The sequence below is a fragment of the Pantanalinema rosaneae CENA516 genome (genome assembly GCF_050753385.1).
Classification (GTDB): domain Bacteria; phylum Cyanobacteriota; class Cyanobacteriia; order Leptolyngbyales; family Leptolyngbyaceae; genus Pantanalinema; species Pantanalinema rosaneae.
In genome coordinates, this window is sequence record NZ_JBLZFZ010000080.1 from 1 (window position 1) to 21872 (window position 21872).

29 protein-coding genes are annotated in these 21872 nt (G+C 47.2%); 8 read left to right on the forward strand and 21 right to left on the reverse strand.

Features of this window, described 5'->3' with window-relative positions; all coding sequences use genetic code 11:
* Positions 1-2499: hydantoinase/oxoprolinase family protein (locus tag ACN4EK_RS28875; RefSeq protein WP_431661890.1), on the reverse strand; the 2499-nt coding region annotated here is incomplete at its 3' end.
* Between the two features lie 311 nt (positions 2500-2810).
* On the opposite strand from ACN4EK_RS28875, the gene ACN4EK_RS28880 reads away from it, so the two are divergent.
* Positions 2811-3374, forward strand: a complete 564-nt coding sequence (locus ACN4EK_RS28880) for a Uma2 family endonuclease (RefSeq protein WP_431661891.1) — start codon at positions 2811-2813, stop codon at positions 3372-3374.
* 95 nt (positions 3375-3469) lie between these two features.
* Positions 3470-4396 carry an alpha/beta hydrolase gene (locus tag ACN4EK_RS28885; protein ID WP_431661892.1) on the forward strand — a complete coding sequence of 309 codons (927 nt, stop codon included), beginning with the start codon at positions 3470-3472 and terminating at the stop codon, positions 4394-4396.
* Between the two features lie 9 nt (positions 4397-4405).
* On the opposite strand, the gene ACN4EK_RS28890 is transcribed toward ACN4EK_RS28885, so the two are convergent.
* From ACN4EK_RS28890 to ACN4EK_RS28910, 5 genes are all read right to left on the reverse strand, one after another.
* Positions 4406-5779 (reverse strand): Caspase domain-containing protein, encoded by a 1374-nt coding sequence (locus ACN4EK_RS28890; RefSeq protein WP_431661893.1) that lies wholly within the window; start codon positions 5777-5779, stop codon positions 4406-4408.
* Positions 5780-5805: 26 nt separating this feature from the next.
* Positions 5806-6666, reverse strand: a complete 861-nt coding sequence (locus ACN4EK_RS28895) for a M28 family peptidase (RefSeq protein WP_431661894.1) — start codon at positions 6664-6666, stop codon at positions 5806-5808.
* Between the two features lie 252 nt (positions 6667-6918).
* Positions 6919-7203: a Txe/YoeB family addiction module toxin gene (locus tag ACN4EK_RS28900; protein WP_431661895.1), complete on the reverse strand. Its 285-nt coding sequence runs from the start codon at positions 7201-7203 to the stop codon at positions 6919-6921.
* The gene (locus ACN4EK_RS28905; RefSeq protein WP_431661896.1) at positions 7179-7415 is read right to left on the reverse strand and encodes a type II toxin-antitoxin system Phd/YefM family antitoxin; all 237 of its coding nucleotides are present in this window, start codon (positions 7413-7415) and stop codon (positions 7179-7181) included. Before ACN4EK_RS28905 ends, ACN4EK_RS28900 begins: the two co-directional genes overlap by 25 nt.
* A 26-nt stretch (positions 7416-7441) precedes the next feature.
* Positions 7442-7711 carry a hypothetical protein gene (locus tag ACN4EK_RS28910; RefSeq protein ID WP_431661897.1) on the reverse strand — a complete coding sequence of 90 codons (270 nt, stop codon included), beginning with the start codon at positions 7709-7711 and terminating at the stop codon, positions 7442-7444.
* A gap of 728 nt (positions 7712-8439) precedes the next feature.
* Here ACN4EK_RS28910 and ACN4EK_RS28915 point away from each other — a divergent pair.
* On the forward strand, positions 8440-8574 hold the full coding sequence (locus ACN4EK_RS28915; protein WP_431661898.1) for a hypothetical protein: 135 nt from the start codon (positions 8440-8442) through the stop codon (positions 8572-8574).
* A gap of 183 nt (positions 8575-8757) precedes the next feature.
* Here ACN4EK_RS28915 and ACN4EK_RS28920 read toward each other — a convergent pair whose 3' ends face one another.
* Both ACN4EK_RS28920 and ACN4EK_RS28925 read right to left on the reverse strand, forming a co-directional pair.
* Positions 8758-9063 carry a hypothetical protein gene (locus ACN4EK_RS28920; RefSeq protein ID WP_431661899.1) on the reverse strand — a complete coding sequence of 102 codons (306 nt, stop codon included), beginning with the start codon at positions 9061-9063 and terminating at the stop codon, positions 8758-8760.
* A complete protein-coding gene (locus tag ACN4EK_RS28925; protein WP_431661900.1) occupies positions 9060-9620 on the reverse strand; it encodes a DUF4365 domain-containing protein in 561 nt (186 codons plus the stop codon). Before ACN4EK_RS28925 ends, ACN4EK_RS28920 begins: the two co-directional genes overlap by 4 nt.
* Positions 9621-9652: 32 nt before the next feature.
* Here ACN4EK_RS28925 and ACN4EK_RS28930 point away from each other — a divergent pair, with 32 nt between their 5' ends.
* The gene (locus tag ACN4EK_RS28930) at positions 9653-9775 is read left to right on the forward strand and encodes a hypothetical protein (RefSeq protein WP_431661901.1); all 123 of its coding nucleotides are present in this window, start codon (positions 9653-9655) and stop codon (positions 9773-9775) included.
* 74 nt (positions 9776-9849) lie between these two features.
* Positions 9850-10176 (forward strand): hypothetical protein, encoded by a 327-nt coding sequence (locus tag ACN4EK_RS28935; protein ID WP_431661902.1) that lies wholly within the window; start codon positions 9850-9852, stop codon positions 10174-10176.
* 261 nt (positions 10177-10437) lie between these two features.
* Here ACN4EK_RS28935 and ACN4EK_RS28940 read toward each other — a convergent pair whose 3' ends face one another.
* The 3 genes from ACN4EK_RS28940 to ACN4EK_RS28950 form a co-directional block, all read right to left on the reverse strand.
* The gene (locus ACN4EK_RS28940) at positions 10438-10776 is read right to left on the reverse strand and encodes a type II toxin-antitoxin system PemK/MazF family toxin (RefSeq protein ID WP_431661903.1); all 339 of its coding nucleotides are present in this window, start codon (positions 10774-10776) and stop codon (positions 10438-10440) included.
* Positions 10776-11012 carry a hypothetical protein gene (locus ACN4EK_RS28945; RefSeq protein ID WP_431661904.1) on the reverse strand — a complete coding sequence of 79 codons (237 nt, stop codon included), beginning with the start codon at positions 11010-11012 and terminating at the stop codon, positions 10776-10778. Before ACN4EK_RS28945 ends, ACN4EK_RS28940 begins: the two co-directional genes overlap by 1 nt.
* A gap of 603 nt (positions 11013-11615) precedes the next feature.
* Positions 11616-12686, reverse strand: a complete 1071-nt coding sequence (locus ACN4EK_RS28950) for an IS110 family RNA-guided transposase (RefSeq protein WP_431656353.1) — start codon at positions 12684-12686, stop codon at positions 11616-11618.
* Positions 12687-13230: 544 nt separating this feature from the next.
* Here ACN4EK_RS28950 and ACN4EK_RS28955 point away from each other — a divergent pair.
* From ACN4EK_RS28955 to ACN4EK_RS28965, 3 genes are read left to right on the forward strand one after another with little or no spacing between them, the layout of a single operon-like run.
* Positions 13231-13374: a hypothetical protein gene (locus ACN4EK_RS28955; RefSeq protein ID WP_431661905.1), complete on the forward strand. Its 144-nt coding sequence runs from the start codon at positions 13231-13233 to the stop codon at positions 13372-13374.
* Between the two features lie 42 nt (positions 13375-13416).
* Positions 13417-14088 (forward strand): reverse transcriptase domain-containing protein, encoded by a 672-nt coding sequence (locus ACN4EK_RS28960; RefSeq protein ID WP_431661906.1) that lies wholly within the window; start codon positions 13417-13419, stop codon positions 14086-14088.
* 27 nt (positions 14089-14115) lie between these two features.
* Positions 14116-14628 carry a group II intron maturase-specific domain-containing protein gene (locus ACN4EK_RS28965; RefSeq protein ID WP_431661907.1) on the forward strand — a complete coding sequence of 171 codons (513 nt, stop codon included), beginning with the start codon at positions 14116-14118 and terminating at the stop codon, positions 14626-14628.
* 128 nt (positions 14629-14756) lie between these two features.
* Here ACN4EK_RS28965 and ACN4EK_RS28970 read toward each other — a convergent pair whose 3' ends face one another.
* From ACN4EK_RS28970 to psbA, 10 genes are all read right to left on the reverse strand, one after another.
* A complete protein-coding gene (locus tag ACN4EK_RS28970) occupies positions 14757-14963 on the reverse strand; it encodes a hypothetical protein (protein ID WP_431661908.1) in 207 nt (68 codons plus the stop codon).
* A gap of 4 nt (positions 14964-14967) precedes the next feature.
* Complete coding sequence (locus ACN4EK_RS28975; protein WP_431661909.1) at positions 14968-15345, reverse strand: GIY-YIG nuclease family protein; 378 nt, start codon at positions 15343-15345, stop codon at positions 14968-14970.
* A 70-nt stretch (positions 15346-15415) separates the two neighbouring features.
* Positions 15416-15697, reverse strand: coding sequence for a GIY-YIG nuclease family protein (locus tag ACN4EK_RS28980; protein WP_431661910.1), 282 nt, complete (start codon positions 15695-15697; stop codon positions 15416-15418).
* 114 nt (positions 15698-15811) lie between these two features.
* Complete coding sequence (locus ACN4EK_RS28985; protein ID WP_431661911.1) at positions 15812-16075, reverse strand: ParE family toxin-like protein; 264 nt, start codon at positions 16073-16075, stop codon at positions 15812-15814.
* Positions 16072-16302 (reverse strand): hypothetical protein, encoded by a 231-nt coding sequence (locus tag ACN4EK_RS28990; protein WP_431661912.1) that lies wholly within the window; start codon positions 16300-16302, stop codon positions 16072-16074. The genes ACN4EK_RS28985 and ACN4EK_RS28990 overlap by 4 nt, the downstream gene beginning before the upstream one ends.
* A gap of 270 nt (positions 16303-16572) precedes the next feature.
* Positions 16573-17208 carry a pentapeptide repeat-containing protein gene (locus ACN4EK_RS28995; RefSeq protein WP_431661913.1) on the reverse strand — a complete coding sequence of 212 codons (636 nt, stop codon included), beginning with the start codon at positions 17206-17208 and terminating at the stop codon, positions 16573-16575.
* Positions 17201-17983 carry a hypothetical protein gene (locus ACN4EK_RS29000; RefSeq protein ID WP_431661914.1) on the reverse strand — a complete coding sequence of 261 codons (783 nt, stop codon included), beginning with the start codon at positions 17981-17983 and terminating at the stop codon, positions 17201-17203. The genes ACN4EK_RS28995 and ACN4EK_RS29000 overlap by 8 nt, the downstream gene beginning before the upstream one ends.
* A gap of 103 nt (positions 17984-18086) precedes the next feature.
* Entirely contained in the window at positions 18087-19331 is a 1245-nt protein-coding gene (locus ACN4EK_RS29005) for a hypothetical protein (RefSeq protein ID WP_431661915.1), read from the reverse strand.
* Entirely contained in the window at positions 19319-19780 is a 462-nt protein-coding gene (locus ACN4EK_RS29010) for a hypothetical protein (protein WP_431661916.1), read from the reverse strand. The genes ACN4EK_RS29005 and ACN4EK_RS29010 overlap by 13 nt, the downstream gene beginning before the upstream one ends.
* Before the next feature lie 815 nt (positions 19781-20595).
* Positions 20596-21675 (reverse strand): photosystem II q(b) protein, encoded by a 1080-nt coding sequence (gene psbA, locus ACN4EK_RS29015; protein WP_431661917.1) that lies wholly within the window; start codon positions 21673-21675, stop codon positions 20596-20598.
* Between the last annotated feature and the right edge of the window lie 197 nt (positions 21676-21872).

Consider the following 21872-nt stretch of genomic DNA (forward strand, 5'->3'; position numbering starts at 1 on the left):
AGATGTGTATAAGAGACAGGGTGAGGAAGATGAGGGAGATGGGGGGGAGAAGACGGGGGTGATGACGGTGATATCGGGAAGATGGGTGCCGCCGTTGTAGGGATTGTTTAATACATAGACATCGCCGGGGTTGAAGGTATTGTTGTAGGCTCGGATCAAGCTTTGGACGCTTTCCCCCATTGAGCCTAAGTGGACGGGAATATGGGGCGCGTTGGCAACCAGTTGTCCCTGCTGATCGAAGATGGCACAGGAGAAGTCGAGGCGTTCTTTGATGTTGACGGAATAGCTGGTGTTTTGTAGGGTGAAGCCCATTTGTTCCGCGATCGCCATGAATAGGTGATTGAAGATTTCTAGGAGTACGGGATCGGGTTTGGTGGGAGATGGGGAGGATAGGGAAGATGAGGGGGATAGGGAGGGTTGCAGTGTGGTTTCAACTCGATTGAGTAGGAGATGTCCTTGTGAGGTCAACTCGGCTTGCCAACCGAGTTCGATCACGTTGGTACTGGTGGATTCAATAATTAAGGCGGGAGCCGGGATGACATCACCGGGGCAGAGATCCGATCGCTGAAATACAGGAGTCGGTTGCCAGGAGTGATCGACATACATCGGTACAGTCGCGATCGGTTGTAACGGTATCGTGCGAGTCTGACGATTGGTGGGGGCTTCGGTCACATCGGTTAAGCCGATCGCTTCCACTGAAATGGCTTCCACAATTAAGGGTTTGTCTGAAGTGATAAAGCCATAGCGCTGATAATGGGCTTGTTCAAATTGGCTGACCATTTCCGGTAAATCACCAAAGTTGACGATTAAAGCAGAATCTGTACCTTGATAGCGCAGATGAATGCGTTCACAGACTTGGATCTGGTGTTCAGCAATCTCTTGTTGTTGGAGTGTTTCGATCCCTTTAGTCGCGAGTTGTTGAATCTGGGTTTGTAACTCTGGTAGAACCTCTGCTTGTAATATCTGTTCGATCGCTTGTTCATGCATCACGGTTTGGTTGGCTAATCCCATTCCGTATGCAGACAAGACTCCCGCATAAGGATGCAAAAACACTTGTTTCATTCCTAGCGCATCCGCGATCGCGCAGGCATGTTGTCCCCCTGCCCCACCAAAACAACAGAGCGTGTATTCGGTCACGTCATAGCCCCGTTGTACCGAGATTTTTTTAATCGCATTTGCCATTTTTTCGACGGCGATCGCTAGAAAGCCCTGCGCGACTTGCTCTGGAGTGCGATCGTCTCCCGTTGCTGCCTGAATTGCTGTTGCTAACTGCGTGAACTTCTGCCGGACAATCTCGGCATCCAATGGTAAATCCCCCACTTCCCCAAATACAGGTGGGAAGAATTGGGGCTGAATCCTGCCTAACATGACATTGCAATCTGTCACCGCTAGATTTCCGCCTCGACGATAACAGGCAGGTCCCGGATTGGCTCCAGCCGATTCAGGCCCGACTCGATACCGCGCTCCATCAAAGGTCAACAACGATCCTCCTCCGGCGGCGACCGTGTGAATCGACATCATTGGTGCCCGTAATCGCACTCCGGCGACTTCAGTCTCAAAGGCGCGTTCGTACTCTCCGGCATAGTGAGCCACATCCGTGGAAGTGCCACCCATATCAAAGCTAATGATCTTGTCTAAACCTGCCAGTTTGCTAGTTTGAACGGCTCCTACAATGCCTCCGGCGGGTCCCGACAGAATACTATCCTTGCCTTGAAACAGATGGGCATCCGTCAACCCACCATTCGATTGCATAAACATCAGCCGCAACGATCGCAACTCTGCCGTACCATTGCCCAATTCCTGCGCCACTTGATTCACATAGCGTCGCAGAATCGGTGACAGATACGCATCCACCACAGTCGTATCGCCCCGACTGACCAACTTCATCAGGGGACTAACTTGATGCGATACCGAAATTTGGGTAAACCCGATCGCCTGGGCAACTTCAGCAATTTGCTGTTCATGTGCAGGATAGCGGTAGCCATGCAGAAAGGCGATCGCGCACGCCCGAATTCCGGCATCATAAGCCGCTTGCAGTAACGCTTGCACTCGCGCCTGTTCGGATGCGGTAATCGGCTGTAATTCCTCGCCCGTCGCACTATAGCGTTCATCTACCTCGATCGCCTGCTCATACAGCAATTCTGGCAAGACAATCTGGCGGGCAAAGATATCCGGGCGGTTTTGATAGCCAATCCGCAACACATCCCGAAAGCCTTTGGTGGTCAAAAAGACAGTGCGATCGCCCTTCCGCTCCAATAAGGCATTCGTGGCAACGGTCGTCCCCATTTTTACCGCAGCAATCTGCTCCACTGGAATCGGCTGATCGGCAGTAATCCCTAGCAACTCTCGAATTCCCTGGATTGCCGCATCCCGATAGCGTTCTGGATTCTCAGACAACAGTTTATGCACCCGCAGCGACCCATCCGGAGTCCGCGCCACAATATCGGTAAACGTACCACCGCGATCGATCCAAAATTGCCAGCGATTGTCAGCCGTCATAACCAGATACCTGTTCTTGAAGCATCAGTCGCAGTCTAGCAAACGATCGGGAATCTCTCGCCTGAGTTTTCTCGATAAAATTAAAGTCAGTACAGGCTCAGACAAGCTTTTTTGTTACCTGTATTTGCCCTCATCCCCAACCCTTCTCCCTAGGGAGAAGGGAGCTAGAACTCTTGTTCCCTCGCCCTTTGGGAGAGGGCTAGGGTGAGGGCAGCATTAAGCTATGCACAAACGGTTTGTTGAAGGCATTAGCAAGACCTTTCGACTAATCACGAATGTTGATTCTGGTTCCCCCTTGAGGTCAGCCGCACATGGTACAGGTACTTTCCTCTGGACTTACGTTAGAAGCATTTCTCCAACAACCCGAAACAAAACCTGCTAGTGAATACATTGATGGTCAAGTCATCCAAAAACCCATGCCACAGGGGAAACACAGTACGATTCAAGGGGAATTAGTTCCGGCGATTAATCGCATGGTGAAGCCCAATCGCATTGCCCGAGCATTTCCCGAGTTACGGTGTACCTTTGGCGGTCGATCGCTGGTTCCTGATATTGCCGTTGTGACCTGGGAGCGAATTCCTCGTGATCCGAATGGTGAAGTTGCTAATACCTTTGCGATCGCGCCAGATTGGACGATCGAAATCCTATCGCCAGACCAAAGCCAGACCAAAGTCACAAAAAATATTCTGCATTGTTTACAGCATGGCACTCAGATGGGTTGGTTAATCGATCCAGACGAACAAACCGTCTTCGTCTATCGTCCCAAGCAAGAAACGGAAGTTTTTGATCAACTCAACGTGCCATTGCCGACACCATCCTTTGCCCAAGAACTTCAACTTACCCTACAAGATTTACAGACCTGGTTATTGGAATAATCCTGACGAAAGACTGTCACACTCAACTGTCACTTTTCCTCTGGGGTTTGCAAGATGGAAAATATAGACTATCGAGCTACATGCCCTCTTATCCTATGACTACCGTCGATCCTCAGGTTGTTTTGTATGCTCAGCATGGTTGGGCAGACGATCGCTCTAAAGTTGCGGCTCTAGCCACCAGCGTGGCGGAACCGGGAACATTAGTGATTGCGCCGAGTTTGGGCTACATCAAAACCTGGTTACGGATTGAACCCTTGATTCAAGCGGTCGAACAACTGGTGATTGAAACAGATCGACAACACCCCAATGTGCCGATCCGCGTGGTGGGTCATTCGATGGGCGGTCTGATCTGGTTAGAGGTTCTGAATCGGCATCCTGATTGGTGGTCACGGATTGAATCGATCGTTCTGGTAGCCTCGCCAGTGGGAGGGGCTGATCTCGCCAGGGCACTCGATCCGTTCAACTGGGGGATTGGGATTGCGCGGGATTTGGGCATGAATCGGCATCGGTTAGCTGAAGCGATCGCGGCCAAAATTCCCATGTTGGTAATTGCTGGAGATATCGATGGCGGCAGCGACGGTACGATTACCGTGGAATCGACCAAAGTGTTTGGGGCCGAGTTTGTGCGTCTTCCTGGACTACCCCATGCCATCCTGGCAAACCATGCAGCAGTGGCAGTCGCCATCCGACAATTTTGGCAAATCGTTCCCGATCGTCCCCCAGTCCGGCAAGCAGTCGATCTGAGTCAGACAATCATTCGGCGACTACAATCGATTCCCGGCATGACCGATGCCCATTATCGCGATTTTCCTCGCGCCAAGGTCTACCTGACCTTTGACAATGGCATGACCCTGCGTACCTGGACAAATCCGATGGGCGTTGAACATGTGTTTGTCGCCTGTCCTGAAGGATCGTGTTTATATAGCGGCTTCGTCGGTTGGTTACACACCCAGGATTTGCGCCAAAGCTTACAAGCACTGCGATCGGAATATCAGCCAGTTGCCATCACCATGCAGTCATAGTGGGAGAATCTAGGGTCTGCCGATCGAGCCAGCTTCACAGGTCTGGAGCCGATTCAGAACCGCAACTTTCTGGGCATGTTTACTGAGGCGAAGCTGATGGGCTTTTTGGATATGGACTAACTCCATTGCCAAACGCATTGACAACGTTGATTCCTGGCGATCGGTTTGACTAATGGCAACTAGATCATAGTTTTTGGTGTAGGAAAGCTTGGGATCAAAGCGCAGTTCTTTTGCCAATGAATTCACTACATACCGTTGATCGGGACGGCTAGACCGCAGAATCGTTGCGATCGGATACGTCAAAATCGTATCCCATTCTTTGTCAGAAACTTGGTCAAATAACCAGTTCTCTGCTGTAGAAATTGGAATGTCAGTGGTTTTGGCATCCACTTTGGCAAAGGCATGGGCTTCTGCAAAACTGACGCGGCGATCGCCGTTGTAATCTGCTGAACCAACCGCTTTACCAATGCGATTTCGTCCACTTAATCCCGCAAAGAAACTCGAACTATAGTCCTCGTAATCCGCTTCATTCACTGCCGGAGTACAGCCCACAGACTCGTATTGTTTCAGCGTGGCAAAGAACCCACAACGGTTATGCGGCACGACCGATCGCTTGGGATACCCGCCTTGATAGATCATGTTAGTAAAGCCACCGGAGTAACACTGAGCCATCACCGTCACTACGGGAGTCTGCGTCGGTAGACGATCGAGCAACGCGGTAAATTCCTGCACCGTCAGGGCATCTCCACCCCAGAGCCGGAAATCATTATTCTCATAGTCCTGGCTATGACCACCATGCCCCGTAAAATAAAGGAAAGTCGGAGCGCGGGATTTTTGAGCTACCAATTTTTGCAACCAGGCGGCAACATTTTCGCGAGTGGAAGCCCCTTTCAAGTAAGGAATCGTGGGCGCTTTATACGATTCAGCCCCGGCTTTCAAGAATCGTACCGTCTCTTGACCATCGTTGCCATTGGCAAACAAAACAGTGGCACTACTCGGTTTTAAGCCGATCGCCTTGAGCGTCCGTTGAAAGTACAACACATTTTTTTCCAGCGAAATCTCATTATAGGAAGGAGCACCACCCCCACCAACCACCAGCAAATTGGGTGAAATGAAGGGTCTTTGAGCGATCGCCCGACTCGCAGGTTTCACCGTTTTGGCAGGTTTGGGGGTTGCGGCAACTGGCGGACTAATCTTAGCGGCGGCGGGTTTAATCCCTAACGGTGATGCCGACGGACTGGGTGAAGGTGAAGGAGTCGGCAGCGTTGCCACCGGGGGAGGAAACGGTTCCTCTGGCTCTATGCTTAGGGAGAACTGACACCCTGCCAGCCCGATCGCCATACCTAAACTCAACCATCGGTAGCCAGCAAATGGGCGTTGCATACATGACACCATACAGTGTCTCTATCCTACAAACGGCGTAACCCCTCTGTCAGCCCTTGGCAAACTCCGGTCATAAAATCGAGGTCTAATGTCTCAATCCGATCGCTGGCTTGGTGGTAATGGGGATTGCGGAGAAAGGCGGTATCCGTCACCATAATGGCTCGATAACCCCGATCCCAAAAGGGTGAATGGTCACTTAAGCGAGTTGCTTGTAACAGTTGCCCTTTGTTTCCAGCCGGAAGCCACTGGCTCGGTGTACCCATTTTTCGCATCGCCCGATTGAGACGAATCAAATCTGGAATGGTCGCGGTATTGCCGATGAAACCAATAAAATTGCCGCGATCGGGATACAGTTTTTTCAACACCTCGGCTGGATACTGTTGTGAGTTCGGGGCTTGGGTACAATATCCCAGCATTTCCAGCGACAACATGAGCCGCAAGGGTTGGTTATCTTGAAATAATGCCTGGGCATACTCGCCACTCCCCACCATGCCATATTCCTCCAGATCAAACGCTACCAGTCGCACCGGATACCGGATCGGTGCAGCCGCAAAACTGCGGGCTAATTCCAGTAACACCGCCACTCCACTCGCGTTATCATCGGCTCCCGGAGTTCCTGGTACGGCATCATAGTGTGCCCCAATCAGAATCGCTGGCTGGGACGATCGCCCCGCTTGCGCGGGCAAATCCAGGATCAAATTGACATGGGTACGAGTTTGAATGATGAACTCATGGGTAGAGACAGTGCCCCACTGCGCCAACTGCTGCCGAATGTATTGCTGCACATAAAAATGCCCTGCCGTCGCCAGATAGGGATCGCGCTCCCGCACTATTTCGGTCAGGTGGGTCTGTAATCGTTGTTTAAGTTCTGAATGGTCACTGCTCACAGGAGGTTACGGCTCTATCGAGGTCTGCCTCTCTACCCTAGCTTGCCATTCCCGCCACCGCAGACTGTGAGTGCATCGTAAACACTAAAGGTGGCAACCCCCTCGACAAAATCAAACCGTCGGGCATCACGTATGTTAGGTTAATGGCTCTGATTCTAAAAGTTGAGCAAGTTTATGGGCTGCTGAACCTCTATAATTGAGCCTTAGCCGCAGATAGCCTGATTTGACATCATCTCTTACAGGCGATCGCTGCTACTCATAATGCGTCCACATCCGCAAAATTTTCACTGTATTCTCAGACTCGATGACCTCGTACACGAGACGATGCTGAATGTTGATTCGCCGCGAGTACGCACCTTCTAAATCTCCTACTAACTTCTCGTAGGGTGGCGGATTCTCAAACGGATTGACTTGAAGAATATCTAGTAATGTTTGTGCCTGATCTCGTAAATTACTAGAAGCTAGCTTCTTAGCATCTTTCTGTGCCTGTTTGGTGTAGACCAGTGCCCAACTTACCACTTCAACTCTCGATCGCACTCCTCGATCGGTGTTGCTAGTCCTTCCCGAATCGATTCTCGCATCCCCGGAATTGAGAGGAAATACAAGGTTTCCTGCACCGATGCCCAATCCGCTTCAGACAATAGCACTGCATTGCTACTTTGCCCTGCAATCACAATGGGTTGGTGCGACTGACTTACTGAATCGATTAAATCTTGCAACTTCTGCTGAGCTTCATTGACCGGAATCATAATCCTCCACTAGGACGCTCTTCAATTTACTTGGCTTCTGTGCCTTGTTCTTTGATTCTAAAGAATCGTCCACCCTTCATGCGTCGATTTGCGGTCAGGATAATCATCTGCTGGCTTTGAAAGCAACCTTTCAGCCGCGATCGTGCCCCAAAGCAATGCGGCTTGCCTCTCAAGTTGAAATCAACCAGACAATTCATATAAACAAGGGTAATTGAGACAAACACTGAAGGCATCAACCAGGCGATCGTTTGAATGCGTAGTTCACCGAACAGGAAAAGTTTTGAAAAGAGCTTCAACTTAGTTTGTCCTGGTGAGTTTCTTCAAACACAGATGGAAATTGAAAAACAATAATCATCTAAATCAGGTGTGTACCTGCTGTATAACACTGCTGTTCAGCGGTTCCAGAGAACTTATGCCTCTGCACTGGCGGATTGAGGAAATCCATCGCAACAGCATTGTTATGCGGCGGGGTTCAGCCATACTACTCTTTTTCTCCTACTATCCAGGTGTGCGGGTGTAGTTCGACCAGTCTGTGTATAAACTCGTTCAGGCTCAACTCACACTGCGGACAGCGGACAGCGCCACCTCCTTCGATGGTCGGTACGCCGCAGCCAGGACAAAACCATTTCCCGCCTACGAGGAACGAGAATTTTGACTCATGGGGCTTATCGGCTCTCAAGATAAAGCACTCCGTCAGGCGACGCTCAAGATGCTGGGAAAGACCCATTTGACCTTTCACACACGTAAGCTCTCCTCCGATTTTCACTAACTTGTCGCCGCATTTAGGGCAGAACATATCTTGTGATTCAAGTCAGTCGTATAACTTTTGTTTAGACTAATCTTAGCGTCTCAAATCTAAATAACTACCTTGTTTTGGGCGATTAGGCGGATTTGAATCTAGATAACGCCCTGCATGAGGCATATAGGCTGAAAGTTTTCTGGATAACTCCTGAAAATGGGAGCTTATTCAGATCCCAATCTGCATACCTACCTGAATTGGAGGTGATATGTCGATCGCGCTCTATTGTCTTCCCCAAGAGAACCCGCGATCGTGGGTTTGCTTGTGGCATTGCTTGAAACCGCCGGAACATTCATTGAAATCGTCGGGACGTTGCTTGAAAAGACAGGGGCGTTACTTGAAAACGTTGCCATGTTCTAAGAAATCGTTGGGACATTCAAAGAAGACATGAGGACGTTCATTGAAACCGTGGTCATGTTTAAAGAAAACGTCGGGACGTTGATTGAATTCGCTGCCAGCTTCATAGAGCATCAAGTCAACATGACGACTAAGATCAGTGGCAGCAGCTAACCTTAGCATCACCACCAACCTTGGTTGTCTGCTTCATCGACTCGTTATGCCGTTATCGCCATCAATTGCATTCATCATGTCTTGGAAAGATACACTTTGTAGAACAGACAACAGATTCACTGCTTTAGTTAATAAATAGGGCGCGTCTTCATAGTCATCCTGATTAGGCAAAACAATTTGAATCGGTTTGCCTTGATCATCTACACCCTTCTCAAAAACAAGCAACCGTGGATTGCGATGACTGATTGCCGCCCAGTGATTTTGTTGAAGATAGTGAACTACTTCAGCTACACGAAGCTCTTGGATTGGAGGGTAATTTGACAAGACTTCGGGAGTCATGACCACTCTCCTGTTTTGACGTTCTGCATTAAGGCTAACAAAGATTTTGGGGTTAGTCGTTGCGATCGCAGAATCCGAACTCTGATAGAGGTGCGGTTTTCCGTGAGACTACCACTGAGATATTCCCAGTAACAAGTTCCTTGCAATCTCAGTTCCGATTCTTCACAGATCAGCCATCGTTCGGAATCAGGGGGTAACGCTAACAAGATCAGGATGCAGGGTATTGCAGCTCTCATGCTACGTCTGAGAATCAAGTCATTGTAGGTTTTCGCTTCTAGGTCATAGATGACATGGGTAGAGTCAAGTTGCCATTGGGTTGAGGCTTTGAGCTGAAAACTGAGGGAAAAGCCAGATTCGATCCGTCGATTTTGACGCACAATGACTTCATCAAAGCTGCCATCTACGCCATAGTCATATTCCCGAATCGCTAGATTGAGTCCGGCACGTCCAGCGATCGCACGAACGTATGCGCGGCTTAGTGCTTCAGCAATATGTTGATCAGTTAACACAACAATCAGGATCAGGAGAATGGCTCGTTGCATCGTAGCATGAGGCATTACTAGATCCATTGACACTCTGCCGCACCAAGATGGTGATCAGACGATCGCCGATCGAGCTAAGGGTTGAGCAAACCTGGCAATCACCTATGGATGCCAAACTCAACAGTGGCGCTGACCGCCTCAAGCACAAAAACGGTGGACGAACCTGGTGAATCTAACGTCCGATATAGGTGCGGTGATGCCGGACAAATTAACATTGGTTTTCAGTCGTATTTCAGCCAGGGTAATGACAACACAATTGAACCGTGATTCAGAGCAACTTCAGCCGAAGCAACCCAGCCTGTTCGATCGCATTTTTCGAGATAGTGAGGGCAATATTGTGATTGCTCAAATGCCCAATCTACCGATTCTGCTTGGGTCAACAGCGACGTTGCTGCAATTCGTGCTCCCCAGTGGCAACCTTCAGACAGCATTGAGTTTAGTCGCGTTTGGTGCTTTATTCACTTGGGCATGGCAGGAACTGTTTGAGGGGGTTAACTACTTTCGTCGATCGCTCGGCTTGATTGGGTTAGTGACCTTGATCGGGCTGGGACTTAACCTCACGAGCGGATAAACCCAATGTTCAATGAGATTATCGCGCGGTGGCTGAACGGGTAAACCGCCGACATGACAATGTCCCATGAAATCAGTATGCTGGCTTGGGTCAAGTTTTTCTTTCCAGAAACGAGCCATGTTTAAATTCAAAAACTACCACTTGCATTCAAGCCGCGCGAGCAGCACAACGATCAAGCTCACCGGATACAGGCAGAGAGCTTTGAATACTCAACTGACCAGATTGCGGCGTTTCGGCGCAGCGGCTTGTTAGCTGGCGTTGCTACAGATACAAGATTGTTCGTAGTCCATCATCTATCTCCTCCTGCAATTCGTTTGGTAGGGAACCAATACATTCAACCAAGAATGTTTTATCGACTGTGAGAATTTGAGATACATTAGCGACTGAATCCCTAGACAAGCCTGTTGCTCCTTTCGGCAAAAGTACATTACCTGGGGCTTCTGCTAACTGAATATTTGAAGTGATAATGACAACGATAACTGTACTGATACGGCTTTGATTAAAGGTATCGTCTTGAACGACTAAAACAGGACGACGGTATCCAGGCTCTGAACCTACTGGATCAGGTAAATTCGCCCACCAAATTTCTCCCCGATACATTACCAATCCTCACGAGGGAGAGACATAAATTGCATTCTTGCCGTCACCGGATCTAATTCAGAAGACTCCTGTGAGTAAACTTGGTTCAGCTTGTGCAAAATTTGATTACGATTGTGCTTTTTCAAATACGCTTGCAACGCTTTCGTATAAAGTTCACTGCGTGACAAGCCTAACTGCTGAGCTAGTGCTTCCGCCTCATCAAAAACTGAATCCGGAAGGGAAATTGCAGTTTTCATAGTGACCTTAACTGTAATTCCTACTCTTCAGTTATACCTTGGTTATACCGGAACTGCAAGAACTAGCGCAGGCAGCTCAATCAGATGACATCGCCAAAGGTTCCCCCCAACGCATAACGGTGCCCATCACCCGCCGCAGACCATCTCGAACTCCGATAGACAATCTCTCGGCGGTCGGTGTGCATTGGGGTTGTGTACGCCCAGTCATGTGGATTGTCAAGCTGAAAGTAAAAACAATTAATCTATCGCAAATAAAACTGAGCCGCCCTTGGAGGTGTGGCATTCGCAATCGGAGCCTAATTCCGGTAATTTTGTTTGAGTTGTTTAGCAGTCAAAAATCTAATGTCCGCCACCACCTCCTCAACAAACCACTCACTCAACATTAGGACCTTCTCAACAACCAGTCATTCGTAGTCATCATCGTAATGATGCTACACGTTCCTCATCCGTTATCAAAGGTGCTGCGCCGCAAACAGCATGACGTGATCAGGGGACTGCTCACCGGGCATTCAACGTGGTCACAGCAGGGAATTTCGTTGATTCCATTCCTAATGTTGTTTTTAATCATTTCAAGATTGTCATTGCTCATCAAGACTATGTTCTTTAAGCTGCTTCACCTTCAAGACCAAAATATCCTACTTTGTATTCAACTTCTGCTTGAAAAGCGGCTCGAATTCGTCCAATGAGTTTTCGGGCAATTGCCACAATCGCCCGCTTTTTCCCAATTCGTGGGTGGAGGCGGTCAAAGCACGCTCGTAATGCCGTGTCTTTGTCGATTGCTCGCCAAGCAATTTCAACCAGGATGCCTCTCAATCGGCTGTTCCCTTGCCGACTAATCCCTCCTTTGCGGATGTTTTCACCACTGGAATGCTCACTTGGAGTCAACCCTGTGTAGGAAAACAACTGCCGTTCATTCCTGAATTGAGACATATTGCCCAATTCGTTTGACAAAATCCGAGCCGAAAGAGGACCAACGCCAGGAGCGGACCGATAGGTGTTTTCATTTGGGTCGGATTTTGCTTGCTGCTTCAACTCCGCAACTAGCTTGCTAATCTCCTCATCCAGCTTTTTCCAAATGCTCCAGTAAGCTTCAATTGCCAGGATGAACTCTTGGGCTGAGACATTGGGAAGTAGTTTTTCAACCAATCGGTGAGTCATCGGACGGTTCTCATCATTGTCAATGAGACCGAGTTGGTGAAATTTCATGCGAATCTTATTTTTCACAGCGGTGCGATCTTCAACCAGTTGTTGTCGAGTTCGAGTCAGCATTCGCTGTTGTTCTTGTGCTTCACTGGGAATTCGAATTCCTCTTAATCGCCTAGCTTCCAAAAGTGTCGAGAGCTTTTGGGCATCGCGTTTATCGGTTTTCACCCGGTCATTGACAGCAACTTCGATTCCAGCAGCATGAATCACAAGGTTATGAATTCCGTGGCTGGTCAACACGCGATGTAGAACAAACCCTGAAAACCCAGCTTCATAAGCCGTATGAATGTTTGCCCCAACAAAGAACTTCAGCAGTTGCTCAGCAAGTCCTTGAGGAGCAGCAGCCGTTGTCCATTTCTTGACCACTTCTCCGTCCATCCGCGCTACAACGGCATAAGTTTTCTTGTGTACGTCAATTCCAATAAAGACTTCTTTTCCAACGTAGGAGATCGCAGGGATCACTTTCTTCATTTGGAAACTCCTTTTTAGAATTAGAACTGTCAACCCTATCCAGTTCTTGTTTAGCGTACTGCAATCCAGCATAGGGACAGCATGGGCGTGATCTAATGGGGTGAAAGTCCCCTGTGGTGGAACCAACGTCCAAATGAACCCAAAAGTTCCGAGTGACGATAACCACTAGCTTAAGGCAAGGGTACTCTCGCGAGGGAGTATCTGGAGGAAGCCAGCGGCAAACCGACGAGCCGACGAATAGAAACGTCATAGCAGGCGAAGACCCCTGGGTGAGTTGGCACAACACAACGAAACCCTCGGTTCAAAGGGCACAGTAAATGATGCGGTTGCGGCGGGACAGATCACGCTCTTATCTGGGGAGGTCTGCCTAACGGCAGTTTGAGGGGCTAGGGGAGTCGGACTGAGGGCAATCTGGAAACGGATAGAGCACCCACCGAACCCTACGGTGACTTCAACGGCACAGTGAGTAGCAATGCTTGATGGTGAGTTAGGCAGAAGTCAGCAGAGTCCATAGTAGTTCCCCCGTGGGAGCGAAGGGACAAACATGAACGAACTAGGTCAGAGCCTACAACTCAAGCGCATCAATGAACCCGGACGGGGAGATGGTGTTTGGCGTGCTGACATTGAGCCAGCCTTAGACAACCTGATGGCGCAAATCTTAGAGCGCGACAATGTCAAACGAGCCTGAGACCGAGTGAAATCAAACCAAGGTGCACCTGGCAGTGACGGGATGACCTTGGAAGAGTTTCCTGCCTACGCAAGGGAGCATTGGCATGAGATTCGTCAATTCCTGATGGATGGCAACTACCAACCGCGCCCCGTGCGACGGGTGGTAATTCCCAAGCCCAAAGGCAAGGGAGAACGCAAGTTGGGTGTGCCTTGTGTCGTTAACCGGGTGATCCAACAAGCCATTCTGCAAGTGCTCACGCCCATTTTTGACCCTGGATTTTCTGAGTCCAGTTTTGGGAGCCGACCCAAACGGTCTGCTCACGGAGCGATCCGGCAGGTAAAGACCGTTGTGAAGGCGGGGTATCGGTATGCGGTTGACCTGGATCTAGAGAAATTCTTTGATACGGTGAACCACGATGTGCTGATGGCTCGCATTGCCCGCAAGGTCACTGATAAGGTACTTGTGCGGCTCATCGGTCGTTACCTCAGAGCTGGGGGGTTAGTCGAGGGCACGATTGAGGCAACGGATTGGGGGACACCGCAAGGGTCGCCCTTATCCCCGTTATTGTCCAATATCCTCCTGGATGACCTCGACAAAGCGCTTGAAGCCAGAGGGCATTGCTTTGTTCGCTATATGGATGACCTTGTGATCCTGGTCAAAAGTAGACGGGCAGGGCGACGGGTGTTCGCGTCAGCGTTGCGAAGCAATAGGCGAAGATTAGCCATTACCTGACCCAAAAGCTGAAGCTCAAGGTCAATCGTGAGAAGAGTCGGGTGGTCAAGATCGAAGACCTCGAATACTTGGGGTTTACCTTCCGAGGCATATTGCTTCGCAACGCTGCGCGAACGGATCGTCGCATCCCACCAAGCACTCAAAGACTTCAAACACCGGCTCAAGGGGTTAACTTCCCGGAGTTGGGGAGTCTCGATGGCCGAACGAATCGAACGGTTGAACCGATACTTGCGAGGCTGGATGAACTACTTTGGCATTTCCCAACATTACCGTCCCATTGAGGCGTTAGACGGTTGGTTGAGGCGGCGGATGCGGATGTGTTACTGGAAGCAGTGGCGTAGACCCAGAACCCGCATCACCAACTTGCTCAAACTCGGGACAACCAAGCGTCAGGCGATTTTGACGAGCATTAGTCGTAAAGGCTATTGGCGCTTGTCAAAGACGTTAGCAACGCATACGGGAATGACGAATGAGTGGTTAGAGCAACAGGGATTGCTATCGATTAAACAACTTTGGATGAAAGTTCAAGGATACGTTTAAGCCATCAGTGCTGTTTGCGCGTCGTCATGAACCGCCTGTTGCGGACCCGCATGGCAGGTGGTGTGGGAGGGGAAAGTTAAATGCTCTCCTCGACCCGATTAGACCGCGCAAGCACCAACCTAAATACGCTACTGACCTCGCCCTGGTTTACAATCTGCAAAACCTAACGCCTCTGAATCAAGAAAGCTTGCGATCGCCATCTCAATCACTGCCTCAACGGGGTACTCAATCTCAGCAGCACGCTCCATCAGAGCCTTCCGAATTCGCTCAGGCAAACGCCCTAAAATGACTTCAGCATCAACCGAAGAAAGTTGTTCTTGGAGTTTGGCTTGCATAGCATCACCTTTCAGTGGGGATCTGGGCGTTGTAAGGGGGTTCTGTGGCTCTTAAAATAATGGCTTCTAGTTCCAATAGTAGCGCGGGGTTTCCCCAATGCGAAATGACCTGTACTGCGATCCGCACATCTTCATCGTTGTACTTGTCGAGCCAAGCCCACAAAAAAGCTTTATGCCCACCACTAAAGCGACCGCGTAAACTCTTTGTTTTACCGATATAGAGCAACCCATCAGTTTTGTGCCGAATTGCATAAATACCAGGACGCGCAGGAATACTACTAAACTCACGGCTCAATGGTTGGCACTGCTCAAAAGGGGTGAAGGCGATCGCATCTAGAATATTTCGGACTTGAGCTTGCAACTCAGAATCACTTGTTGACATGGGAATCAAAAAATTGACCGCACAAAATTATATTCCCATACGGACTCAGAGCAAGCATTTGTTGGAGTTCCTAACCATTGAATTTAGGTCGTTGATTATAGCCGATGCTAGGGTCATTCGCTCTAAACAGCAAAATATATTCTACTTCCTTCGTATTAACCTCTTGATTTGAAGCTGTTTCTGACTCCCAAAGTATTTCTTTCCTAATTACAAAGTCTCTTCTTTGTTCCCTAGTAAAATCTTTTTCAATTAATTTACTATTGGCACTTCCAAAATAATTAATGTTATCTGTCAAATCTTGCCCAATATAAATTTTCCCATTGGGATAATTTATTTTGTAAATCACTTTCATGATTTAAGCTGCAACTACGAGATTAGTTGGAAATAGCTGCTGCACACACAGACAAGCTTCAAGCTGTGTCCCAACCAAGATTTAGCGGTCTAACAATGATTCTACTGCTGCCGCTTATGAGTAAAATTGCTCATACTCATCATGATCACCGATCCAAAACCACGTTACTGTGTCACCTTCCAAGACTCCAAGAGCACGATGGCTTCGAGTCACTCGCACAGACCAAATGCCCTCCTCACTGTTGATGCACTTGAAATGCAACGATGGATGAAATGGGTTCTCTGCCCACAGTCGGTATGCTTTTCGCGCCCCTGCTCTCACGGAACTGCTTAATTCTCGGTATCTCGACCAAAAAGAGGGTAACGTTGCAGACTTCATAGCTGCTCATAGTCCATCGGCACCGACTGCCCCGCTGCAATTTCTTGCTTCGCTTTCCGGGCTGCCGCAACTAGATTACCCTGTGTCCGTTGAAATGAGGTGTCCCAACGCTTTTCATCTTCTAAATCCGCGATGTAGTCTCGGATATGTTCTACAACTTTTTCCTGCAACTCATCGGGCAAGGATTCGACCATCTTTACGAGCGTGGCGATCGCAGCAGAAGACATAGATTTCTCAAGAATAATGGTTTACCACCTCTATTTTACAATCTGGCATTCCCCAACTTGGACAAAGCTAGACTAAGCTCCCATTTCCCCTGTTCTGATTCGATACTTGCTGACCAACAAGATTGGCTCGAAGGTTGCCAAAACCCTTGTACAAAGCAGTAGAACGGTTCTGGTCAGCGGTTGCCAACATCTTTGCATCCAATCCAAGCAGCTTCGGTCAATCCGCTGCACCAGAATTGTTAGACGTACTTTTAAGCTGACAGTAAAAGGTTATTGATTTTGTTTTTTGTTTTGCTGTTCTTGAGATGCCTTTAAATCAGCACGAGCAGCAGATTCCGACTTGCCATGTCCAATATTTCTTCGCGAATACTGAGCATAATAGCCATCATAAATACTAGCTTTAGTAGTAATTGTGCCAAATGTTTTTTGGTCTTTTGCCTGAGGAGTATGTTTAATACCATCTAACTTTGCCTCCAAGAGATTTGTACTTGAAAGATCAACACCTCTTAAATCAGCATTCGTAAGATCCACCTTAACTAAATTTGCATGAACTAAATTACAGTGGGCAAGATTTGCATTACGTAAGTTTGCTCCCTCTAAATTTGCGCCCTCCAAATTTGCACCTGTCAGGATTGCATCAGATAAGTTGGCTTCGCTAAGATCTGCTTGTCGTAAGTCTGCTTGGCTCAAGTCTGCTTTGCTGAAATTTGCCTTATTAAACTTTGTACCGTAGAAATTTGCTCTTGCAAGCTTCTCACCCACAAAAGATATTTCACTTAGATCAGACTCAGAAAAATCACTTAATGGATCAAGTCCAGCAATACGTATTAATTCGACAAGACTTTTTCCTTGGGAATCTAGCACTTGCTTTATTCTAGTTTCAAGATTTATTTTCTGTTCACTCATACTGAATCTCCTGCTTGCTAATATAAGGCTTTAGCTTAGGTTTAAGTAAACTAAGAATAATCAACTTATCTAGAACAATTCGTTTCTCTCTAGATATCTTCCCTGACCAAAAACCTTCAACATCAGTAATAAATATATGGCGAATCGATGTTTCAAAAGTAGCTTTGATGTAGCAGGGCCTTTGAAGAATATCTACCAAAGCCAAGTTTTCTTGAATTAAGGTTCCTTTAAGAACAGGATCGCTAGTCTTCACCGCAAAGTCCCATACAGGATCTTCCTCAGAGCCTTTTGTAGTTACTTGGTATGAGCGCACTTGAAAAGTATCTGTTGTTTCTACTGTTCTATCTAAACTCTTTGTTAGATTACCTGTTGTTCCTTGCTTGTCTGTACCAAAGGTAATTCCTTGTTTAGACACAACAGCATTTTTCTCTACCCTACTTATGTTCAAGACAGTTTCTAGATTGTCATTTAATGTGCGAGAACCGTAAGCAACTCTACCATTGTGGATACCCAACCGCAGTTCGCCTGAGGTTAAACCGAATCGAACTCTGCCACCAGGTAATTCCTCCCACTGTTCGTTAAAATTAATCGTTAATTTAAGATTAATTACATCCCTTGTTTTAACCTTGCCAGTTAAGTATTGCAATACATTTACATTGCCCTTTAAATTACCTAGAGCAGCCTCTAGCTTAAGGAAAACGCAATCCGGCAATTTATTATCGGGAACTTCACATTTCAGTAAACCTAGTGAAGAAGAGTTGTGGGAAAAAATCATAAATTATTTCAAGCAATACAAATTTTGGCTGTTCTAAAGCTATGCCTAAGCATATTAGTACGTCTAACGGCTCGCTTCACCCGCCGAAAGCAACCTCTGGAACTTAGCCAGTCATCTTTAAACGGTCGGGTGCAAGCGAATTGTTAGCCTGTTGTTGGAATTTCTCTCGGTACTGAATTCCTTTCACTTTATGAACTTGGTCAACAAAGTAATCATGATTGAATGAATAAACAACTAATCTATCCTCATAGACAATATGTAGGTGATTTTCATATCGTTTTGAACGAGGATACACTCTCCATCTAGTTACTGCCTCTGGGAAAGTAATTAGTGTATCATCACTGCACAGAACTGAAAGAGCATCTTCGTACTCGACGATGACACCAAAATAAGCTATTCCTCCGCTTGTAATGTCACCATGAGATGCATCAAAATTAATGGATTCTAAATGCTGGAAAGCATTACTTTCATTGTCAGAACCCACACCACTTTGAACGTATTTAACGACTTCAATCGTGTTGCAATTGGCAAGGTAAATTTTTTCTTGTGAACCCCAACTAAAACCTATTTTGTCAAAAATTACCGAGTCAGGAATTATTTTTTTGAATTTTCTTTCAAATTTTCTTGTGTCTTGATTTTCGTCCCAACCGAAAGCTGCGAGGAAACCTGTGTCAACATAAGATGAGCTATAGAGACTTGCAAAAGACCAATCAACTAAAGATGAATGATGATTACTAATCTTATAAATTCTATCTTCTACTCTTTCTAAATTTGAGAAACTACCATGGTAGTTGTCAAGATGAAGCTCAAAGACTCCTTCCTCACCTCCTGCCATTGCTAAGGCATTACGGCTAGCTTTCATAGAGATTAGTGGACAATCCCATAACTTTTTGGGACGTTTGCTAACTCCAAATCTCATTCCTTTTTTATGCACAGATGCACTATAAACACCAGAGTCAGCTATTGTAAAGAGGGTATTGCTATAAATACAAGTATCAGTAGGCAGCTCTTGTACAGGATTTTTCTGTCTGGAGAACTCAAATTCCTGTAATTTTTTGGAACTGACAGATAGATTTTTTTCAGATGCTTTTGAGAACTTTTTGAACAGAGTTTTTTTGATGTCCGCATCCTCAAAAAGTAGAAACAAAGTATCTCCGTATAAATAATCGCCTCTTGTAAACGCACACTGAAGGACTAACTCATCAACCTTGCTTCTAAAACTGTCTTCTACTAAAGCGTCCCAGTTATACACTCCGATAGAGCCATCAGCATACCAGAGATAAAGCCTCCCCCTGTATATCTGGCAGTCCCAAAAATCACCATATATTGTAATCTTTAAAGGTTGCATGGCTTTCGCTGCGTAATCTTGCTCATTTTTGTCTTATTGATCAAACCTCTATTCTTCCACGCTATTAAAACTCTTTCGGACGGTTTATCTTGTTGTCTTCTACGGAAATCCGCTGGATAACCATGCCACTCACGAGTTGAACTGCTATCAACAAATTTTGCAATCTTTAAAACCTCATCTTGCTCTGAAACACCAATCTGCTCCAATCTACCTTCTGCATTTATCTTGACTCCCCACCCTTCAGTGGCTTCTAACCATTCCTCAGATGCTGCAACTTGGAAACAGCCAACCTCCTCTTGTGGTGAAATAGTCCATATACATTTTTCGAAATTTCCATGCCGTCGGTGAACAGACCTGATTTTGTAGTGGATCACATCTTCCTTACTTTCACCTTCCTCAGTTAAAACCGTAATTTTGATTGGAACTGGAGTGTCATCAATGATACACATTTATGTATTTTTCTTAAGAAAGCTGAAGGTCAAAATAAGTGCTCTGAAGGTAATTTGGTTTTCCGGAGAATTAATTCTACTGCTCTAGTATCTCCAGTTTAAACCGAACCTGCAATAGTAAGAACTTTCAAGCATAGCTAAGAGTGCGAGGCAAAGGTTTTGCAGGCTAACTATTAATAGACGGAATTTTTCCGCCTAAGATCCCAATTTGGGGTAGATAGGCAGAATGATTCAGCCTAAGATCCCAAATCACTAATTATGCCGATTATTTCTGCATAATACGCTGTTTAAGATGATTAGCAAGAATCTTTCCGCATAATTTCAGGTTCATTACGGAGATAGGAAAACGCAATATTAGATGCAACACATATATTTATCTCTATGAAGCTACTGTCTGGGAAATAGCTGAATCAGGGGCATGATGCCGTTTGTCTAAAGCACTATACCGATCGCGCCGGAGCAATCTATATCTAATGAAATTGCCGCTAAATTAGTGCAATCCATTTGGTATAAAATCTATTCATAAATTTTTTGTCGATTTAGAGCGAAAAGCTTATCAGCACTATTCCCATTACTTAGCAGATGGTCACACAATCCAGCAGCACCTTTATACTCCGAGATCGCATCCCAATGTGATCGATGTCAATGTCCGATGTTTGGATGGCGATCAGTTATCTCGCTTCCAGGTGCAACCGTTTGATGGGCAGAATTGGGAGGAACGTGCCAATACCCTCAAACCAGCTAGCTAAACGTCAAAAAAGCGCCCTCCGATAAAGGACGCTGATTGAATGAGGGAGTAAGAAAAGTGCGCTGAGTTAGCTAATGGTAGGAGCGACTAGCGCGATCGGTTGACTGTCACCAAACGCCAGATCCAGTGGGAAGTTATGAGCATTGCGTTCGTGCATCACTTCAATCCCCAGGTTGGCGCGGTTCAGGATATCCGCCCAGGTGTTGACGGTATTGCCTTGACTATCGAGGATAGAGCTATTGAAGTTCAATCCATTTAAGTTAAAGGACATGGTGCTGACTCCGAGAGCCGCAAACCAGATACCAATCACCGGCCAGGCAGCCAGGAAGAAGTGCAGCGATCGCGAGTTGTTGAAGCTGGCGTATTGGAAGATCAACCGTCCAAAGTAGCCATGAGCCGCCACAATGTTGTAGGTTTCCTCTTCCTGACCAAACTTGTAACCCACGTTTGCCGATTCTAGTTCCGTCGTTTCCCGTACTAGACTGGAGGTGACTAAAGAACCATGCATGGCGGAGAACAACGCCCCACCAAACACACCCGCCACACCCAGCATGTGAAAGGGATGCATCAAAATATTATGTTCCGGTGAGAACACAATCATAAAGTTGAATGTGCCGGAAATCCCCAGCATCATGCCATCCGAGAAGCTGCCTTGCCCGATCGGATAGATCAGTAGGACTGCCGTCGCAGCGGCGGCTGGAGCCGAAAATGCTACCGGAATCCAGGGACGCATCCCTAACCGATAGCTAAGTTCCCATTGCCGCCCCATGTAAGCATAAACAGCAATCAGGAAGTGCAGCACAATCATCTCGTAGGGTCCACCGTTATACAGCCACTCATCCAGAGAAGCCGCTTCCCAAATCGGGTAGAAGTGTAGACCGACTGCGGCTGAGGTGGGCACAACGGTTGCCGAAATAATGTTGTTGCCATAGAGCAGCGAACCGGAAACAGGTTCCCGAATGCCGTCAATATCAACGGGAGGTGCCGCGATAAACGCTAGGACAAATACGATCGTGGCGACTAACGCCGTGGGGATCATCAATACGCCAAACCAGCCGACATACAGCCGATTCTCGGTACTGGTGATCCAGTTACAAAATCGATCCCATAAACTGGCGCGATCGCGCCTTTGTAATGCAGTTGTCATGATTCCAATGAAAGGGATGAATTAGCAGCAAACACCAATATTGGTTCGCCTTTATATTTAATAACTAATTAGTTATAAAGTTGTCAAGCAATTAAAAATGAGTTCTTGAATCCAGAGATTTGGCACTACGCTGAGGCAAAACCAAGCCTGTTGACAGTCCAACTGGGTCACAGCACTCGAAACATGGACTAGCAATG

Excerpts from the sequence above, each read along its gene's own strand:
- ACN4EK_RS29010 (WP_431661916.1), bottom strand. The coding sequence starts at position 19,780 with ATGTGTATCATTGATGACACTCCAGTTCCAATCAAAATTACGGTTTTA.
- ACN4EK_RS28980 (WP_431661910.1), bottom strand. The coding sequence starts at position 15,697 with ATGAAAGTGATTTACAAAATAAATTATCCCAATGGGAAAATTTATATT.
- ACN4EK_RS28925 (WP_431661900.1), bottom strand. The coding sequence starts at position 9,620 with ATGCCTCATGCTACGATGCAACGAGCCATTCTCCTGATCCTGATTGTT.
- ACN4EK_RS28955 (WP_431661905.1), top strand. The coding sequence starts at position 13,231 with ATGAACGAACTAGGTCAGAGCCTACAACTCAAGCGCATCAATGAACCC.
- ACN4EK_RS29005 (WP_431661915.1), bottom strand. The coding sequence starts at position 19,331 with ATGCAACCTTTAAAGATTACAATATATGGTGATTTTTGGGACTGCCAG.
- ACN4EK_RS29000 (WP_431661914.1), bottom strand. The coding sequence starts at position 17,983 with ATGATTTTTTCCCACAACTCTTCTTCACTAGGTTTACTGAAATGTGAA.
- ACN4EK_RS28935 (WP_431661902.1), top strand. The coding sequence starts at position 9,850 with ATGACAACACAATTGAACCGTGATTCAGAGCAACTTCAGCCGAAGCAA.
- ACN4EK_RS28945 (WP_431661904.1), bottom strand. The coding sequence starts at position 11,012 with ATGAAAACTGCAATTTCCCTTCCGGATTCAGTTTTTGATGAGGCGGAA.
- ACN4EK_RS28950 (WP_431656353.1), bottom strand. The coding sequence starts at position 12,686 with ATGAAGAAAGTGATCCCTGCGATCTCCTACGTTGGAAAAGAAGTCTTT.
- ACN4EK_RS28905 (WP_431661896.1), bottom strand. The coding sequence starts at position 7,415 with ATGATTCCGGTCAATGAAGCTCAGCAGAAGTTGCAAGATTTAATCGAT.
- ACN4EK_RS28890 (WP_431661893.1), bottom strand. The coding sequence starts at position 5,779 with ATGCAACGCCCATTTGCTGGCTACCGATGGTTGAGTTTAGGTATGGCG.
- ACN4EK_RS28885 (WP_431661892.1), top strand. The coding sequence starts at position 3,470 with ATGACTACCGTCGATCCTCAGGTTGTTTTGTATGCTCAGCATGGTTGG.
- ACN4EK_RS28940 (WP_431661903.1), bottom strand. The coding sequence starts at position 10,776 with ATGTATCGGGGAGAAATTTGGTGGGCGAATTTACCTGATCCAGTAGGT.
- ACN4EK_RS28920 (WP_431661899.1), bottom strand. The coding sequence starts at position 9,063 with ATGACTCCCGAAGTCTTGTCAAATTACCCTCCAATCCAAGAGCTTCGT.
- ACN4EK_RS28970 (WP_431661908.1), bottom strand. The coding sequence starts at position 14,963 with ATGCAAGCCAAACTCCAAGAACAACTTTCTTCGGTTGATGCTGAAGTC.
- ACN4EK_RS28930 (WP_431661901.1), top strand. The coding sequence starts at position 9,653 with ATGGTGATCAGACGATCGCCGATCGAGCTAAGGGTTGAGCAAACCTGG.
- psbA (WP_431661917.1), bottom strand. The coding sequence starts at position 21,675 with ATGACAACTGCATTACAAAGGCGCGATCGCGCCAGTTTATGGGATCGA.
- ACN4EK_RS28985 (WP_431661911.1), bottom strand. The coding sequence starts at position 16,075 with ATGAAGTCTGCAACGTTACCCTCTTTTTGGTCGAGATACCGAGAATTA.
- ACN4EK_RS28995 (WP_431661913.1), bottom strand. The coding sequence starts at position 17,208 with ATGAGTGAACAGAAAATAAATCTTGAAACTAGAATAAAGCAAGTGCTA.
- ACN4EK_RS28880 (WP_431661891.1), top strand. The coding sequence starts at position 2,811 with ATGGTACAGGTACTTTCCTCTGGACTTACGTTAGAAGCATTTCTCCAA.
- ACN4EK_RS28960 (WP_431661906.1), top strand. The coding sequence starts at position 13,417 with ATGACCTTGGAAGAGTTTCCTGCCTACGCAAGGGAGCATTGGCATGAG.
- ACN4EK_RS28975 (WP_431661909.1), bottom strand. The coding sequence starts at position 15,345 with ATGTCAACAAGTGATTCTGAGTTGCAAGCTCAAGTCCGAAATATTCTA.
- ACN4EK_RS28990 (WP_431661912.1), bottom strand. The coding sequence starts at position 16,302 with ATGTCTTCTGCTGCGATCGCCACGCTCGTAAAGATGGTCGAATCCTTG.